The 14,868-nt window shown below is 75.3% G+C and carries 14 protein-coding genes and 1 pseudogene; 11 read left to right on the top strand and 4 right to left on the bottom strand.

Going from position 1 to position 14,868, the window contains the following annotated elements:
- Window position 1: 1 nt before the first annotated feature.
- Window positions 2-643 carry an AMIN-like domain-containing (lipo)protein gene (locus P9841_RS04985; RefSeq protein WP_283320967.1) on the bottom strand — a complete coding sequence of 214 codons (642 nt, stop codon included), beginning with the start codon at window positions 641-643 and terminating at the stop codon, window positions 2-4.
- Between the two features lie 345 nt (window positions 644-988).
- Here P9841_RS04985 and P9841_RS04980 point away from each other — a divergent pair, with 345 nt between their 5' ends.
- The 11 genes and pseudogenes from P9841_RS04980 (at window position 989) to P9841_RS04930 (ending at window position 13,299) form a co-directional block, all read left to right on the top strand.
- Window positions 989-2,869, top strand: a complete 1,881-nt coding sequence (locus tag P9841_RS04980) for an acetolactate synthase large subunit (RefSeq protein ID WP_283321857.1) — start codon at window positions 989-991, stop codon at window positions 2,867-2,869.
- Window positions 2,870-2,887: 18 nt separating this feature from the next.
- A complete protein-coding gene (gene ilvN / locus P9841_RS04975; protein ID WP_222171754.1) occupies window positions 2,888-3,412 on the top strand; it encodes an acetolactate synthase small subunit in 525 nt (174 codons plus the stop codon).
- A 22-nt stretch (window positions 3,413-3,434) separates the two neighbouring features.
- Window positions 3,435-4,481: pseudogene (gene ilvC / locus P9841_RS04970) on the top strand (ketol-acid reductoisomerase); the annotation flags it as partial.
- 167 nt (window positions 4,482-4,648) lie between these two features.
- Complete coding sequence (locus P9841_RS04965; protein WP_283320966.1) at window positions 4,649-5,092, top strand: ASCH domain-containing protein; 444 nt, start codon at window positions 4,649-4,651, stop codon at window positions 5,090-5,092.
- Between the two features lie 44 nt (window positions 5,093-5,136).
- Window positions 5,137-6,180, top strand: a complete 1,044-nt coding sequence (locus P9841_RS04960; protein WP_283320965.1) for a 3-isopropylmalate dehydrogenase — start codon at window positions 5,137-5,139, stop codon at window positions 6,178-6,180.
- Window positions 6,181-6,272: 92 nt separating this feature from the next.
- Entirely contained in the window at window positions 6,273-7,373 is a 1,101-nt protein-coding gene (locus P9841_RS04955; RefSeq protein ID WP_283320964.1) for a branched-chain amino acid aminotransferase, read from the top strand.
- Between the two features lie 415 nt (window positions 7,374-7,788).
- Complete coding sequence (cimA, locus tag P9841_RS04950) at window positions 7,789-9,417, top strand: citramalate synthase (RefSeq protein ID WP_283321856.1); 1,629 nt, start codon at window positions 7,789-7,791, stop codon at window positions 9,415-9,417.
- 25 nt (window positions 9,418-9,442) lie between these two features.
- A complete protein-coding gene (locus tag P9841_RS04945; RefSeq protein WP_283320963.1) occupies window positions 9,443-10,747 on the top strand; it encodes a glycerate kinase in 1,305 nt (434 codons plus the stop codon).
- Window positions 10,748-10,909: 162 nt separating this feature from the next.
- Window positions 10,910-11,719 (top strand): 23S ribosomal RNA methyltransferase Erm, encoded by an 810-nt coding sequence (gene erm, locus P9841_RS04940; RefSeq protein WP_283320962.1) that lies wholly within the window; start codon window positions 10,910-10,912, stop codon window positions 11,717-11,719.
- A gap of 10 nt (window positions 11,720-11,729) precedes the next feature.
- Window positions 11,730-12,806, top strand: a complete 1,077-nt coding sequence (gene lplAB, locus P9841_RS04935; protein ID WP_283320961.1) for a lipoate-protein ligase LplAB — start codon at window positions 11,730-11,732, stop codon at window positions 12,804-12,806.
- 94 nt (window positions 12,807-12,900) lie between these two features.
- Window positions 12,901-13,299: a YccF domain-containing protein gene (locus P9841_RS04930; RefSeq protein ID WP_283320960.1), complete on the top strand. Its 399-nt coding sequence runs from the start codon at window positions 12,901-12,903 to the stop codon at window positions 13,297-13,299.
- Window positions 13,300-13,321: 22 nt separating this feature from the next.
- On the opposite strand, the gene P9841_RS04925 is transcribed toward P9841_RS04930, so the two are convergent.
- The 3 genes from P9841_RS04925 to P9841_RS04915 are packed head-to-tail and all read right to left on the bottom strand — an operon-like array spanning window position 13,322 to window position 14,849.
- The gene (locus tag P9841_RS04925; protein WP_283320959.1) at window positions 13,322-13,705 is read right to left on the bottom strand and encodes a DUF202 domain-containing protein; all 384 of its coding nucleotides are present in this window, start codon (window positions 13,703-13,705) and stop codon (window positions 13,322-13,324) included.
- Window positions 13,702-14,073 (bottom strand): YidH family protein, encoded by a 372-nt coding sequence (locus P9841_RS04920; RefSeq protein WP_283320958.1) that lies wholly within the window; start codon window positions 14,071-14,073, stop codon window positions 13,702-13,704. Before P9841_RS04920 ends, P9841_RS04925 begins: the two co-directional genes overlap by 4 nt.
- Window positions 14,070-14,849: a YggS family pyridoxal phosphate-dependent enzyme gene (locus P9841_RS04915; RefSeq protein ID WP_283320957.1), complete on the bottom strand. Its 780-nt coding sequence runs from the start codon at window positions 14,847-14,849 to the stop codon at window positions 14,070-14,072. Before P9841_RS04915 ends, P9841_RS04920 begins: the two co-directional genes overlap by 4 nt.
- Window positions 14,850-14,868: the final 19 nt, after the last annotated feature.

Raw genomic sequence — 14,868 nt, 5'->3', positions numbered from 1 at the left:
GTCAGCTCACCGACCGCTGGACGTCCACGACGATCCGCAGCGGGTCGTCGAGCAGGGAGACCTCGTACGGCGCCGCCGGGTCGGTCAGCCCGAGGAACACCTGCGCCTGGCCCTCGAACATGCCGGTGAACTCGGCCCCGGTCACCACGGTGCCGCCCGGGGCGCGGCTGCCGGGCGCGAGCTGGGTGGCGCCCGTCTCGTGCGGGTAGCCGAGGCCGGTGACGGTGAGCGCGAGCACGCCGTCACCGGTGAGGTCGACCACCTCGCCGGTCGGGTCGGTCACGGCCTCGTGCTGCCGCTCGACGTGCCATCCCGGGGTGCCGGTGCCCGTGAGGTCCACGACGACCCGGTCGAAGCCGGGGTGGGTGCCGGACCGCAGCCCGGTGACCGTGAGCTGCGCGTCGTCGGAGGGCTCGGCGTCGGTGCCGCTGTCCCCGGCGGGGGTCCGGGTGGCGGTGCCGGAGGGCGCGGGCGCGGGGCGGTCCGTCCCGGGGGAGGGCGTGGCGGCGGGCGCGCTCGCCGACGGCGGGGCGGACGCGTCGTCCGGTCCCGCGTCGGGCGCGGCGCTCCGGCCGCACGCGGCCAGCAGCAGCGCCGCCGGGACGAGGACGGCGAGCAGAGGACCTCGGGCGACCGTCATCATCGCCTCAGGCTAGGACGACGTCGGTCGTCCGCGCGCGCGGGGGCCGGTGCCCGGCGCGACCGCCCATCAGGTGGACTCGTGCACCACGATGTGAGACGGCGCGACCGTGGCGTGACAGCCCGTCGGCGACAGGCGTAGGGTCACGGACATGCGGACGAACCTCCTCGTAGTACTTCCCGGGCGCGCCGGCTGAGGCCACGCACGGAAGGCCTCGTCAGCGCGCGCACCCCTCGACCCGCCCCACCCAGGGGCTCGAGGGGTTTTTTCGTGCCGACGGACGCCACCGGCGGCACCACCCGCACCACCCGCACCACGCTCCACCAGCACCGACGCCAGGAGACACCGATGGTCCAGGGCCCCCACCCGGCACCTCCCCGCAGGCCGGCCCCGTCCGCACCCGCGGCCGCCGCCCCCGAGCCGCGCGACGGCGCGCGGCTCGCCGAGCCCACCGCGATCCGGCCGCGTCCCGTCGTCACCGAGCAGGTGACCGGCGCGAAGTCGATCGTCCGCTCGCTCGAGGAGGCCGGCGCCGAGGTCGTCTTCGGCATCCCCGGCGGCGCGATCCTGCCGACCTACGACCCGCTCATGGACTCCACCCGCCTGCGGCACATCCTCGTGCGGCACGAGCAGGGCGGCGGCCACGCGGCCGCCGGGTACGCCCACGCCACCGGCAGGGTCGGCGTCTGCATGGCGACCTCCGGGCCGGGCGCGACGAACCTCGTCACGCCGATCGCCGACGCGAACATGGACTCCATCCCCATGGTGGCCATCACCGGCCAGGTCGGCGCCTCGCTGATCGGCACGGACGCGTTCCAGGAGGCCGACATCGTCGGCATCACGCTGCCGATCACGAAGCACAACTACCTCGTGACCGACCCCGCCGACATCCCGCGCACCATCGCCGAGGCGTTCCACATCGCCTCGACCGGCCGCCCGGGACCGGTGCTGGTCGACATCGCCAAGTCGGCCATGCAGACGGACACCACGTTCAGCTGGCCGCAGCAGATGGACCTGCCGGGCTACCACCCGGTGACCAAGCCGCACGGCAAGCAGATCCGCGAGGCCGCCCGCCTGCTGGCCACCGCCCGCCGCCCGGTGCTCATGGTCGGCGGCGGCGTCATCCGCTCCGGCGCCTCCGCGGAGCTGCGGCGCCTGGTCGACGCGTCCGGTGCCGCCGTCGTGACGACCCTCATGGCCCGCGGCGCCCTGCCCGACACCCACCCGCAGCACCTCGGGATGCCCGGCATGCACGGCACGGTCGCCGCCGTCGCGGCGCTGCAGAAGGCCGACCTCGTCGTGGCGCTCGGCGCGCGGTTCGACGACCGCGTCACCGGCAAGCTCTCGTCGTTCGCGCCGTCCGCGACCATCGTGCACGCCGACATCGACCCCGCGGAGATCGGCAAGAACCGCGCGGCGGACGTGCCGATCGTCGGCGACCTGCGGGAGGTCATCACCGACCTGCTGCCGGAGCTCGCCAAGGAGCAGGCGCACCACGGCAAGCCGGACCTCGAGGCGTGGTGGCGGCAGATCGACGCCTGGCGCGAGACGTTCCCGCTCGGCTACGACGAGCCGAGCGACGGCCACCTCGCCCCGCAGCACGTCATCTCCCGCATCGGGGAGATCTCCGGCCCGGAGTCGATCTTCGTGGCCGGCGTCGGGCAGCACCAGATGTGGGCCGCGCAGTTCATCAAGTACCAGCGGCCCAACTCGTGGCTGAACTCCGGCGGGCTCGGGACCATGGGCTTCTCGGTGCCCGCGGCCATGGGGGCGAAGGTCGGCGACCCGGACCGCACGGTCTGGGCCATCGACGGCGACGGCTGCTTCCAGATGACCAACCAGGAGCTCGCCACCTGCACGATCAACGACATCCCGATCAAGGTGGCGGTGATCAACAACTCCTCGCTCGGCATGGTCCGGCAGTGGCAGACGCTGTTCTACGAGTCGCGCTACTCCAACACCGACCTGCACACCGGGCACGGCACGGTGCGCGTCCCCGACTTCGTGAAGCTCGCCGACGCGTACGGCGCCGTCGGGCTCCGGTGCGAGAGCGCCGCGGACGTGGACGCCACGATCCAGCGGGCCATGGAGATCGACGACCGGCCCGTCGTCGTGGACTTCACCGTGTCGCGCGACTCGATGGTGTGGCCGATGGTCGCCGCCGGCGTGAGCAACGACGACATCCAGTACGCCCGGGGCATCAGCCCGGCGTGGGACCGCGAAGACTGACCCGGGAGCGAGCAGATCATGAGCCGTCACACCCTCTCCGTCCTCGTGGAGAACAAGCCCGGTGTGCTGACCCGCGTCGCGGGCCTGTTCGCCCGGCGCTCGTTCAACATCCACTCCCTCGCCGTGGGCCCGACCGAGCACGAGGAGATCTCGCGCATCACGGTCGTGGTCGACGTCGACGAGCTGCCGCTGGAGCAGGTCACCAAGCAGCTGAACAAGCTCATCAACGTCATCAAGATCGTCGAGCTCGAGGACGCCGCCTCCGTGCAGCGCGAGCTGCTGCTGGTGAAGGTGCGCGCCGAGGGCGCCACCCGCACGCAGGTGCTCGAGGTCGTCGACCTGTTCCGCGCCCACGTGGTGGACGTCGTGCCCGACACCGTCACCATCGAGGCCACCGGCTCGCCGGCGAAGCTCACGGCGCTGCTCGCGGCGCTCGAGCCGTTCGGCGTCCGCGAGATCGTCCAGTCCGGCACCGTGGCCATCGGCCGCGGGCCGCGTTCCATCACCGACCGCGCGCTCGAGCGCGTGAGCCGGTCCGCCTGACCACCCGACCCGCACCGTCCCACACACAAGGAGATCCATCGTGGCTGAGCTGTTCTACGACGACGACGCCGACCTGTCGGTCATCCAGAGCAAGAAGGTCGCCGTCATCGGCTACGGCAGCCAGGGGCACGCGCACGCGCTGAACCTGCGCGACTCGGGCGTCGACGTCACCGTCGGCCTGCGCGAGGGCTCGTCGTCCCGCGCGAAGGCCGAGAACGAGGGCCTCGCGGTCGCCGGGGTCGCCGAGGCCGTGCAGGGCGCGGACGTCGTCGTGATCCTCGCGCCGGACCAGGTGCAGCGGCACATCTACCGCGACGAGATCGCCCCGAACCTCAAGGACGGCGCGGCCCTGGTCTTCGGCCACGGCTTCAACATCCGGTTCGGCTACATCAAGCCCGAGGCCGGGCACGACATCGTCATGGTCGCCCCGAAGGGCCCCGGCCACCTCGTGCGCCGCGAGTACGTCGACGGCCGTGGCGTGCCGGTGATCGTCGCCGTCGAGCAGGACGCGTCCGGCTCGGCCTGGGACCTCGCGCTGTCCTACGCCAAGGGCATCGGCGGCCTGCGCGCGGCCGGCATCAAGACCACGTTCACCGAGGAGACCGAGACCGACCTGTTCGGCGAGCAGGCCGTCCTCTGCGGCGGCGTGTCGCAGCTGATCCAGTACGGGTTCGAGACGCTCACCGAGGCCGGCTACCAGCCCGAGGTCGCGTACTTCGAGGTGCTGCACGAGCTCAAGCTGATCGTCGACCTCATCTTCGAGGGCGGTATCACCAAGCAGCGCTGGTCGGTCTCCGACACGGCCGAGTACGGCGACTACGTCTCCGGCCCCCGGGTCATCACGCCCGACGTGAAGGAGAACATGAAGGCCGTCCTCGCGGACATCCAGAACGGCGCGTTCGCGGAGCGGTTCATCGCCGACCAGGACGCCGGCGCCCCGGAGTTCCAGGCGCTGCGCGCGAAGGGCCAGAACCACCCGATCGAGCCCGTCGGCCGCGAGCTGCGCAAGCTGTTCGCGTGGGTGAAGCCGTCGGACACCGACTACGTGGAGGGCTCGGCCGCGCGCTGACCGGAGGTGGGGGTGAGGCACGAGCACCCGCCGCAGGGCAGGGTGCGGCCGAGCCCGACCGAAGGTGCAGTGGGCTCGGCCGCGCGCTGACCGGAGGTGGGGGTGAGGGGTCCCCGGGATTCGTCCCGGGGACCCCGCTCCGTCCGTCCGCGGGGGAGGATGGCGGGATGGGTGCGACGAGCGAGGGGCCGGCGGACGGCGTGGACGTGGGCGCGGAGATCCTCACGTTCTGGGAGATCGCGCGGGTGCGGGCCGGGGTGGTGCGGCTGGTGTCGGTGACCGGGCCGGACGTGCACGGCACCCTCGTGCCGCCGACGTGGTCCGCCGGGGAGGACCCGGAGGAGGCGGACCGGTTCCTCGCCCGGGTGCTCGACGGCACGGCGACGACGTCCTCGACCGCGCTGGCGGACCTCGAGGACGCGGACCAGCCGCTGCCGGTGCGGGGCGACCTCGCGATCGTGCTCGACGGAGCGGGCCACCCGGGGGCGCTGATCCGGACGACCGAGGTGCGGACCGTGCGGTCCGGGGAGCCGGGGGCGGGCGGCGACGCGGGCGCTCCGGTGGTGGTGGAGCGGTTCGAGCTGCTCTACCCGCGGTCGTCCGACCGCTGAGACAGTCGTCCCGACGGGTGGGACGCACGGCTAGGGTGGGAGACATGGCGCAGCAGATCAACCTGGCGGTCGTCGCGGGTGACGGCATCGGGACCGAGGTCGTGGAGCAGGGGCTGCTCGCGCTGGAGGCGGCGCTGTCCGGCACCGGCACCACGGTCGCCACGACGGACTTCGACCTGGGCGCGCGCCGCTGGCACGCCACGGGGGAGACCCTCACCGACGACGACCTCGCCGCGATCCGCACGCATGACGCGATCCTGCTCGGCGCCATCGGCGACCCGAGCGTGCCGTCCGGCGTGCTGGAGCGCGGGCTGCTGCTCAAGCTGCGCTTCGCGCTCGACCACTACGTCAACCTGCGGCCCGCCAAGCTGTACCCGGGCGTCGCGTCGCCGCTGGCCGCGCCCGGCGACGTCGACTTCGTGGTCGTCCGCGAGGGCACCGAGGGCCCGTACGTCGGCAACGGCGGCGCGATCCGCGTGGGGACGCCGCACGAGATCGCCAACGAGGTCAGCGTCAACACCGCGTTCGGCGTCGAGCGCGTGGTCCGCGACGCGTTCGCCCGGGCCGCCGCGCGCCCGCGCAAGAAGCTCACGCTCGTGCACAAGCACAACGTCCTCGTGCACGCCGGCCACCTGTGGCGGCGCACCGTCGAGGCCGTGAACGCCGAGTTCCCCGACGTGACGGTCGACTACCTCCACGTCGACGCGGCGACGATCTTCCTCGTCACCGACCCGGCCCGGTTCGACGTCATCGTCACCGACAACCTGTTCGGCGACATCCTCACCGACCTCGCCGGCGCCATCGTCGGCGGCATCGGGCTGGCCGCGTCCGCGAACATCAACCCGGACCGCACCGCGCCGAGCATGTTCGAGCCCGTGCACGGCTCCGCCCCGGACATCGCCGGGCAGGGCAAGGCCGACCCCACCGCGACCGTGCTGTCCGTCGCGCTGCTGCTCGACCACCTCGGCGAGCACGACGCCGCCGCGCGCGTCGAGGCCGCGGTCGCCGCCGACGTGGCGGAGCGGGGGACGCGAGTACGGTCGACGGCCGAGGTGGGCAAGGACCTCGCCGCGCGCATCGCCGGCTGAGCGCCCCACCCGCGCGGACCCGTCCGCGCCTGTCCACCCCGGCCGTCGCCCAGGTACCGTCGTCCCGACTCCTGGTTGAAAGGCCGCCACCGATGAGCATCTCCGACACCGACCTCGCGTTCGAGGTCCGCCCCACCGACACCCCCACCCCCCAGGCCGAGCGGGAGTCGCTGCTCGCCACGCCGAAGTTCGGCACCGTCTTCACCGACCACATGGCCCGCGCCTCCTGGACGCAGGGCCTCGGCTGGCACGACCGCCGGGTCGAGAAGTACGGCCCGCTGCAGCTCGACCCCGCGACCGCGGTGCTGCACTACGCCCAGGAGATCTTCGAGGGGCTCAAGGCGTACCGGCACGACGACGGCTCGGTCTGGACGTTCCGGCCCACCGCGAACGCCGAGCGCCTGCAGCGGTCCGCGCGCCGCCTGGCCCTGCCCGAGCTCCCGACCGAGGACTTCCTCGCGTCGATCACCGCGCTCGTGCGCACCGACCTCGACTGGGTGCCGTCGGGCGAGGAGACCAGCCTGTACCTGCGGCCGTTCATGTACGCGTCGGAGGCGTTCCTGGGCGTGCGGCCGTCGCTGCAGGCGGAGTACCTGGTCATCGCCTCGCCGGTCGGCTCGTACTTCGCCGGCGGCGTGAAGCCGGTGTCCATCTGGGTGTCCCAGGACTACGCCCGCGCGGGCGCCGGCGGCACGGGGGCGGCCAAGTGCGGCGGCAACTACGCCGCGAGCCTGCTGCCGCAGCAGGAGGCGTACGCCCGCGGCTGCGAGCAGGTGTGCTTCCTCGACGCCGCCACAGGGACCCTCCTGGAGGAGCTCGGCGGCATGAACGTGTTCGTCGTCGGCGCCGACGGCTCGGTGTCGACCCCGCGGCTGTCCGGGTCGATCCTCGAGGGCGTCACCCGGTCGTCGATCCTCACGCTGCTGACCGAGCAGGGCCGGGAGATCCGGGAGCGCGACATCCCGCTGACGGAGCTGCTCGCGGGGCTGCGCGACGGGTCGGTCGCCGAGGTGTTCGCCTGCGGCACGGCCGCCGTCGTGACGCCGATCGGGCGGCTCGCGGGCGGGGACTTCGACGTCACGGTCGGCGACGGCACCGCCGGCGCGGTGACCACCGGCATCCGCGCGGCCCTGACGGACATCCAGTACGGCCGCGCCGCGGACCCGCACGGCTGGATGCACCGCCTGGCCTGACGCGGTGCGGCCGACCCGGAGCGCGTCCACGTGGCCGAGGTCGTCAGTCCGGGCCGAGGTCGTCATGCCGACGTGACGACCTCGGCCCGACGTGACGACCTCGCCGGAGCGCCGAGAGCTGGCAGGTGGGGCGAGGTGCGCGGGCGTCCCGGGGGGTGGACGGGGCTGACGGCGCGCGTGACGTGTGCCACGATGGCGCACATGACCGTTCGTCACCCGATCGTCATCGCCTAGCGCGTCCGCCCACCCCCGCGGACGCGCCGACCTCCCGAACCCGGGGGGTCTTTTTGTTGCCGCACGCCCACACGCTCACCCGGCTCGCACCGTCCTCCTCGCCGAGAGAAGCCCGACCGTGACCTCTGCACCCCGCGACGACGCCCCCGCCTCGCTGCCGCGCACCGGCGCCGCCCACCCCGTGGCGGACGGCCCGGGCGCGTTCGACGTCTACGACACCACCCTGCGCGACGGCGCCCAGCAGGAGGGCATGAACCTCTCCGTCGCCGACAAGCTGGCGATCGCCCCGCTGCTGGACGAGCTGGGCGTCGGCTACATCGAGGGCGGCTGGCCGGGCGCGATCCCGAAGGACACGGAGTTCTTCGCCCGCGCGGCCAAGGAGCTGGACCTGCGGCACGCCGTCCTGGCGGCGTTCGGCGCGACCCGCAAGCCCGGCGTGCGGGCCTGGGACGACCCGCAGCTGCGGGCGCTGCTCGACTCGGAGGCGCCGGTCGTGACGCTGGTCGCGAAGAGCGACTCCCGGCACGTGGAGCGGGCGCTGCGCACCACGGTCGCGGAGAACCTGGCGATGGTCGCGGACTCCGTCCGGCTGCTCGTCGGGGAGGGCCGCCGGGTGGTCGTCGACGCGGAGCACTTCTTCGACGGGTTCCGGCACGACCCCGCAGCGGCCCGCGACGTCGTGCTCGCGGCGGCCGAGGCCGGCGCGGAGACCGTCGTGCTGTGCGACACCAACGGCGGCATGCTCCCCACCCACGTCGCCGACGTGATCCGCGACCTGCGGGCCGCGCTCGGCACGGCGGACCCGCTGGTGCGCCTCGGCGTCCACGCGCACAACGACTCCGGCTGCGCGGTGGCGAACACCCTCGCGGCCGTCGAGGCGGGCGCGGTGCACGTGCAGGGCACCGTGAACGGCTACGGGGAGCGCACGGGCAACGCCGAGCTGCTGTCGGTCGTCGCGAACCTGGAGCTCAAGACCGGCCGCAGCGTGCTCGCCCCGCCGCCGGACGGCTCCGGCGGGCTGGCGGAGATGTCGCGCATCGCCCACCAGATCAGCGAGATCACCAACATCGCGCCGTTCGCGCGCCAGCCCTACGTCGGGGTCAGCGCCTTCGCGCACAAGGCGGGTCTGCACGCCTCGGCGATCCGCGTCGACCCGGACCTGTACCAGCACATCGACCCGCAGGCCGTCGGGAACGACATGCGGATGCTCGTCTCGGAGATGGCGGGGCGCGCGTCGGTCGAGCTCAAGGGCCGGGAGCTCGGGTTCGACCTGGCCGGGCAGGACGAGGTGCTGACGCGGGTCACCCAGCGCGTCAAGGACGCCGAGGCGCAGGGCTACACGTACGACGCGGCGGACGCGTCGTTCGAGCTGCTGCTCGCCGAGGAGGTCGAGGGCGGGCGCCCCGCGTACTTCCGGGTCGAGTCCTGGCGCACGATCGTCGAGCGGGCGGGGTCCCGCGGCACCCCGGCGACGGCCGAGGCGACCGTGAAGCTGCACGCCGGGGGTGAGCGCATCGTCGCCACCGGCGAGGGCAACGGCCCGGTCAACGCCCTGGACCACGCCCTGCGCCTGGCGCTCCAGCGGGTGTACCCGGAGCTGGCGGAGTTCGAGCTCATCGACTTCAAGGTGCGCATCCTCGACGCGATGCACGGCACCGACGCGGTGACCCGGGTGCTCATCGAGACCACGGACGGGCAGACCGCGTGGAGCACCGTGGGGGTGGGGCCGAACCTCATCGAGGCGTCGTGGGAGGCGCTGACGGACTCGGCGATCTGGGGCCTGCGGAACCGGGGCGTCGCGCCGCGCTGACACGGGGCTCCGGCATGCTGGGGCCGTGAGGGTCGTCGTCGCGGTGGACGCGTTCAAGGGGTGCCTCTCGAGCGCGCGCGCCGGGGAGGCAGCCGCAGCGGGCGTGCGCGCCGCGGACCCCGGAGGGTCGGTGCGCGTCGTGCCGGTCGCGGACGGGGGCGAGGGGACCGTCGACGCCCTGCTCGCCGCCCGGCCGGGGCGCCGGGTGGTCGCGCCGGTCGTCGACGCGGTCGGCCGGCCGGTGGACGCGGCGTACGCGGTGCTGGACGGGGACGACGCGGGGCCGGCGGGCGGGCCCGGGGGCGACGAGCGCGCGGGCGGCCCCGGTCGCGCCGCCGGCCGGACCGCCGTCGGCCCGACCGCCGCCGACCGGACCGCCGCCGGCCCGACCGCCGTCGTCGAGGCCGCCTCCTGCATCGGGCTCGGCCAGGTCGACGTCGGCCCCGACCCGCCCCCGCGGGCCGGCTCCGCGGGGCTCGGCCTCCTGCTCCGGCACGCGGTCGACGGGGGCGCGCGCCGGGTGGTCGTCGCGCTCGGCGGCACGGCGTGCACGGACGGCGGGCTGGGGCTGCTGCTGGCGCTGGGCGGCGCGGCCCGCTCCCGGGACGGGGCGCCGCTCGGTGGCCCCGGCACCAACCCGCTGTGGGACTTCGGGTCGCTCGACGCCCTGCCGGACCTCGGTGCGGTCGACCTCGTCGTGCTCACCGACGTCGACAGCCCGCTGCACGGGCCCGCGGGCGCGGCGCACGTGTTCGGCCCGCAGAAGGGTGCGACGCCCGCGCAGGTCGCCCACCTGGACGACCGGCTCGTCGCGTGGGGCGCGGCGCTGGCGGCCCGCGGGCGCGCGGTCGCGGACGTCCCCGGGGCGGGTGCCGCCGGGGGGCTCGGCGCGGCGCTGCTCGCCCTCGGCGCGCACCGGGAGGCGGGGTTCGCGCACGTGGCCCGCGCCGCACGGCTGGAGGAGGCGCTCGCGGGCGCCGACCTGGTGCTGACGGGCGAGGGACGGTTCGACGCGCAGACGGCCCGCGGCAAGACCCCGGCCGGCGTGGCGGCGCTCGGGCGCGCCGCGGGGGCCGTGGTGGTGGCGCTCGCGGGCGCGGTGGACGTGCGCGGGGACGCCGCGGCGGGGCCGTTCGACGCGGTGCTCCCCGTGCACCCGCGGCCGCTCCCGGCGGCGGAGGCGCTCGACCCGGAGACCACCGCCGCGCACCTCACCGCGACGGCCGCGCAGGTGACGCGGCTGGTCGCCGCGGCCCGCCGCCGTCCGACCGGAAATCGCCGTGCGCCCGCGCCCGGGCGCCCCGTACCGTCACCCGCATGGGAACGCTGAGCAGCGCGGCCGCCGCGGCCGTCGCACGCCCCCGGACCGCCTGAGCGCGGCCGGCCGTCCGACCGGTCGTCGCCTCCGGATGCCCCCGAGCACCCGGAGCCGGGCCGAGAACCCTCCCGCCCCTCCGGGTGCTCCGTCCTGCCTGCGACTGGAGCACCTCCCGTGCGACACCCCCACGGCGGCCGGCACGAGCTCGGCCAGAACTTCCTGCACCACCGCCCCACCGTCGACGCCGTCGTGCGGCTGGTCGGCGCCACCGACGGGCCGGTCCTCGAGATCGGCGCCGGCGACGGCGCGCTGACCCGGCCGCTCGCCGCTCTCGGCCGCGACGTCCTCGCCGTCGAGCTCGACCCGCACCGCGCCGACCGGCTGCGCGCCCGGGTGCCCGGCGCGACCGTGCTGTGCGCCGACGCGCTGCGCGTCCCGCTGGACCGGCCGGTGGTGGTCGGCAACATCCCGTTCCACCTGACGACGCCGCTGCTGCGCCGCCTGCTGCACCACGGCCGGTGGCGGCACGCCGTGCTGCTCACCCAGTGGGAGGTGGCCCGCAAGCGCGCGGGCGTCGGGGGGCGCACCCTGCTCACCGCCCAGACCGACCCGTGGTTCGAGGTCGCGCTGCGCGGCCGGGTGCCCGCGGACGCGTTCCGGCCCCGGCCGTCGGTCGACGGCGGTCTGCTCACGGTCGACCGGCGCGACCGCCCGCTGGTCGACCCGGGCGAGCGGGACGGCTACCAGCGGTTCGTCGGCGCCGTGTTCACCGGGGCGGGGCGCGGCCTGGACCAGGTGCTCGCGGGGGCGGCGCGGGTCCCGGCCCCGGCCGCCCGGCGCGCGCTGTCGGACGCGGGCGTGCCGGCGCGGGCGCTGCCGCGCGACCTGCGGCCCGAGCAGTGGGCGGCGCTGTGGCGGGCGCTGCGCTCTCCGGCCGGGGCACCACGTCGAGGTCCCCGGCGACCACGCCGGTCCGGGGCCTAGGATCGGGACCGTGCGTGGCGAGTACAAGGTCCCCGGCGGCAAGCTCGTGGCAGCGGACGTGGAGGTGGCAGGCGGGTCGCTCACCGAGGTGAGCGTCAGCGGCGACTTCTTCCTCGAGCCCGACGCCGCCCTGGCGGTCATCGACGAGTCCCTGCGGGGGCGCCCTGCGGACGCGCGGGTGGCCGACCTGACGGCGGCGATCGAGGAGGGGCTGCGCCGCGCCGAGTCCGACGGCCGCTTCGACGCGCCCGTGCACATGGTCGGCTTCACGCCCGAGGCCGTGGCGATCGCCGTGCGGCGCGCGCTGGGCCACGCGACGTCCTGGCAGGACCACACCTTCGAGCTCATCCACCCCGGCCCGCTGCCGCCCGCCGTGCTGGGCGCGCTCGACCAGGTGCTGACCGAGGAGCTCGCCGCGGGCCGGCGCGGCCCGACGCTGCGGTTCTGGGAGTGGGACGAGCGGGCCGTGTTCATCGGCTCGTTCCAGTCGCTGCGCAACGAGGTCGACCCCGAGGGCGCCGCGAAGCACGACGTGACCGTGGTCCGGCGGATCTCCGGCGGCGGCGCCATGTTCATGGAGGCCGGCAACTGCATCACGTTCTCGCTCGTGGTGCCGGCGTCGCTGGTCGACGGCCTGTCGTTCGAGCAGTCGTACCGGTTCCTCGACGACTGGGTGATCGGCGCGCTGGCCGACGTGGGCGTCACCGCGACGTTCTCCGGGCTGAACGACATCGCCTCGCCGGCCGGGAAGATCGCCGGGTCCGCGCAGAAGCGCCTGGCCGGCGGGGCGGTCCTGCACCACATGACGATGGCCTACGACATCGACGCGGACAAGATGCTCGAGGTGCTGCGCATCGGCCGGGAGAAGCTGTCGGACAAGGGCACGACCAGCGCGAACAAGCGTGTGGACCCGGTGCGGTCCCAGACCGGCCTGCCGCGCGAGCAGGTCATCGACGCGTTCGTCGCGCACTTCCGGTCGCGGTACCGGACGGTCGACGGCGCCCTGCGGCCGGAGGAGCTGGAGCGGGCGCAGCAGCTCGTCGAGGAGAAGTTCGGCAACCCGGAGTGGACGGCGCGCGTGCCGTGAGCCGGGCTCGAGCGGCCGGGCGTGCCGCAGGACCAGGGTCGGATCGGGGAGGTCCCCGATGCGGCGGACGGGTCCCGTCCGCGAGGCTGGTGCCGTGAAGCTCCTGCTCAACCTCATCTGGCTCGTATTCGGCGGGCTGTGGCTCGCGCTCGGCTACGTCGTCGCCGGGATCATCTGCTGCGTGCTGGTCGTGACCATCCCGTTCGGCATCGCGTCGTTCCGCATGGCGTCGTACGCGCTGTGGCCGTTCGGCCGGACGATCGTGGACCGGCCCACCGCCGGCGCGATGTCGACGATCGGCAACGTCGTCTGGATCCTCGTGGCCGGCTGGTGGCTGGTGCTCGGGCACCTGACGACGGCGCTCGCGCAGGCGGTCACGATCATCGGGATCCCGCTGGCGATCGCGAACCTCAAGATGATCCCGGTCTCGCTCGTGCCGCTCGGCAAGCAGATCGTGCCGACGGACCGCTCGCTGGCGGCGTACGGGCGCTGAGCCCCGCGCGACCGCGCCCGCGTCAGCCCGCCGCGTGCCGCAGGACCACGACGAGGGCGCCCACGCCCAGTAGGGCCGCGGCCAGCGCGGTGGCGCCGAGCGCCCCGCCGCCCGGCGTGCGCGCGCCGGCGGGCACCGGCGCGCCCGGCCCCCGGTCGGGGTGTGTGTCGTCGACGACCGCCGACCAGAGCACGGCGCGGCGCAGCCCGGTCCGGTCGAGGGCGAGCGCGCCGAGCAGGCCGAGCGCGGCCAGCACCCAGACGGACGCGCCGAACCACGGCTCGAGCACACGGCTCGCGACCAGGGAGCCCACCGCGACGGACAGCGAGGTGCGGCGCCACGCGAGCGCCGTCCGCTCCGGCTGCGCCCCGGGGGCGGCGTCGCGCGGCCCGCTCGCGGTGCTCACCGCAGCAGCAGCCCGACGAGCACGAGCACGCCGGCCAGCGCGACGCCCGCGGCGAGCGGCCCGCTGAACGCCGGCGCCGGCAGCGGCTGCCGCTCGCGCAGCGCCCGTTCGGTGCGTGCCCAGCCGGCCCACGCCTGAGCCGGCGCCGCGATCCCGAGCAGGATCAGCAGCACGGCGGCCGCGAGGCGCAGGTGCGGCTCCACGGGCAGGTCCAGCGCCTCGAGGGCGACGCCGCCCGCCAGCAGCGCGAGCGCCGTGCGGACCCAGGCCAGGAACGTCCGCTCGTTGGCGAGCGAGAACCGGCCGTCGGGCTCGGTGCCGCGGGTGTACACGCGCCGGGGGAACCGGCGGCCGGTGGGCGCGGTCACGCCGCGGGGACCGTTCCCGGGACGCCGACGGGGGCGGGCCGTGCGCCGAACACCGCCGTCCCGACGCGCACGATGGTGGCCCCCTCGGCCACGGCGGCCTCCAGGTCCCGGCTCATGCCCATCGACAGCTCGACGGCGTCACCGGTGCCCGCCTCGCCGCTGCCGGCGACCTCGTCCCGCAGGTCGCGCAGCGCGGCGTACCCGGCGCGGACGGCCCGCTGGTCGGAGGTGTTCGCGCCCACCGTCATGAACCCGCGCAGCCGCAGCCGGTCGTGCCCCGCGACGGCGCGGACCACGTCGAGCGCGTCCTGCGGGGCGGCGCCGTGCTTGGTCGGCTCGCCGGAGACGTTGACCTGCACCAGCACGTCGAGCGTCCGGTCGTCGTCGGCGCACCGGCGCGCGAGCCGGTCGGCCAGCGCGGGGGAGTCGACGCTCTGCACGCAGGTCGCCCAGCGCAGGGCGGCGTTCACCTTGTTGGACTGCAGCGGCCCGATGAGGTGCAGCTCGGGTGCGAGGTCGGCGAGCTCCGGCCCCTTGGCGACGAGCTCCTGCACCCGGTTCTCGCCGAGCAGCACCCGGCGGGCGGCACCGGCCGTGGTGGCCGCGCCGGCGAGGTCGGCGAGCACGGCCGCGCGCACCGTCGCGGCGTCTTGGGTCTTGGTGGCCAGCAGCAGCCGGACGGCGCCGGCCGGGCGGCCCGCGGCGGACTCGGCGGCTGCGATCCGGGAGCGGACACGGGCCAGCCGCTCCGCGAGCTCGGTCGCGCCGGTCGTCATGTGCCCGACCCTATGCGCT

Origin of the sequence: Cellulomonas sp. ES6 (assembly GCF_030053835.1) — a bacterium.
GTDB lineage: Bacteria > Actinomycetota > Actinomycetes > Actinomycetales > Cellulomonadaceae > Cellulomonas.
This window is presented reverse-complemented; position numbering and strand designations above follow the sequence as displayed.